Annotated in this window: 1 protein-coding gene; it reads left to right on the forward strand. The window is 40.2% G+C overall.

The window, feature by feature from the left end; all coding sequences use genetic code 11:
• Positions 1-92: 92 nt before the first annotated feature.
• The coding region (locus tag ACVR1I_RS10860; RefSeq protein ID WP_447444022.1) for a DUF445 family protein at positions 93-2,259 on the forward strand (2,167 nt) is incomplete at its 3' end.

The raw sequence follows: 2,259 nt of genomic DNA on the forward strand, positions 1-2,259 counted from the left end.
CTGAGTCAGTATCCGAGTCAGTATCCGAATCCGTTTCTGAGTCCATTTCTGAATCAGTATCCGAGTCCATCTCTGAGTCAGTTTCTGAATCAATTTCTGAATCAGTAAGTGAGTCAATCTCTGAGTCAGTTTCTGAATCAATTTCTGAGTCAGTTTCTGAATCAATTTCTGAATCAGTTTCTGAATCAATTTCTGAGTCAGTATCCGAATCAGTTTCTGAGTCCATTTCTGAATCAGTATCAGAGTCAGTAAGTGAATCAATCTCTGAATCGGTATCAGAATCCATTTCTGAGTCAGTAAGCGAGTCAATCTCAGAATCCGTTTCTGAGTCAGTATCCGAATCCATTTCTGAGTCAGTAAGTGAGTCAATCTCTGAGTCAGTATCCGAATCAATTTCTGAATCAGTATCAGAGTCAATCTCTGAGTCAGTGTCAGAATCCATTTCTGAGTCAGTTTCTGAATCAATTTCTGAGTCAGTATCAGAATCCGTTTCTGAATCAGTTTCTGAGTCCATTTCTGAGTCAGTATCAGAATCCATTTCTGAGTCAGTAAGTGAGTCAATCTCCGAATCAGTATCAGAGTCCGTATCTGAGTCAGTTTCTGAATCGGTATCCGAATCAGTATCTGAGTCAATCTCAGAATCAGTATCTGAGTCAATCTCAGAATCAGTTTCTGAGTCAGTAAGTGAGTCAATCTCCGAATCAGTATCAGAGTCCGTATCTGAGTCAGTTTCTGAATCGGTATCCGAATCAGTATCTGAGTCAATCTCAGAATCAGTTTCTGAGTCCATTTCTGAATCAGTATCTGAGTCAATCTCTGAGTCAGTATCAGAATCCATTTCTGAATCGGTATCCGAATCAGTATCAGAATCAGTATCAGAATCCGTTTCTGAATCAGTATCAGAGTCAATCTCTGAGTCAGTATCAGAATCAGTATCAGAATCCATTTCTGAATCCGTATCCGAATCAGTAAGCGAGTCAATCTCCGAATCAGTATCAGAGTCAGTATCCGAATCAATTTCTGAGTCAGTAAGTGAGTCCATCTCTGAGTCAGTATCCGAATCAGTATCCGAATCAATTTCTGAATCAGTATCAGAATCAGTAAGTGAGTCCATCTCTGAGTCAGTATCAGAATCTATCTCTGAATCGGTATCAGAATCCATCTCTGAGTCAGTATCTGAATCCGTTTCTGAATCCATCTCTGAGTCAGTTTCTGAATCCATTTCTGAATCCATCTCTGAGTCAGTTTCTGAATCCATCTCTGAGTCAGTTTCTGAATCAATCTCTGAATCGGTATCAGAATCCATCTCGGAATCCGTTTCTGAATCCGTATCTGAGTCAATCTCTGAATCAGTATCAGAGTCAATCTCTGAGTCAGTTTCTGAATCAATCTCAGAATCCGTATCCGAATCCATCTCTGAGTCAGTATCAGAATCCATTTCTGAATCAGTATCAGAGTCAATCTCTGAGTCAGTATCAGAATCCGTTTCTGAGTCAGTTTCTGAATCCGTATCTGAATCAGTATCTGAGTCAATATCTGAATCCGTATCCGAATCCGTATCTGAATCAGTTTCTGAGTCAGTAAGTGAGTCCATCTCTGAGTCCATTTCTGAGTCAGTATCCGAATCCGTATCTGAATCAGTATCTGAGTCAATCTCAGAGTCAGTTTCAGAATCAATTTCTGAGTCAGTTTCAGAATCCGTTTCTGAGTCAGTATCAGAATCCATTTCTGAATCGGTATCCGAATCCGTATCAGAATCCGTATCTGAATCAGTATCTGAATCAGTATCTGAATCAGTATCTGAGTCCATCTCTGAATCCGTTTCTGAATCAGTATCTGAGTCCATCTCTGAGTCAGTTTCTGAATCAATTTCTGAGTCAGTGTCTGAATCGGTATCCGAATCTGTTTCTGAGTCCATCTCCGAATCGGTATCCGAGTCAATCTCTGAGTCAGTATCAGAATCAGTTTCAGAATCCATCTCTGAGTCAGTATCCGAATCAGTAAGCGAGTCAATCTCTGAGTCAGTATCAGAATCAATTTCAGAATCCATCTCTGAATCGGTATCCGAATCAATCTCTGAGTCAGTATCAGAATCAGTTTCAGAATCCATCTCTGAATCGGTATCCGAGTCAATCTCTGAGTCAGTCTCTGAATCAGTATCAGAATCCATTTCTGAATCGGTATCCGAATCCGTTTCTGAATCAGTATCCGAATCAGTATCCGAATCAGTATCTGAATCCATCTCAGAATCCGTTTCTG

The organism is Streptococcus cameli (assembly GCF_053207365.1).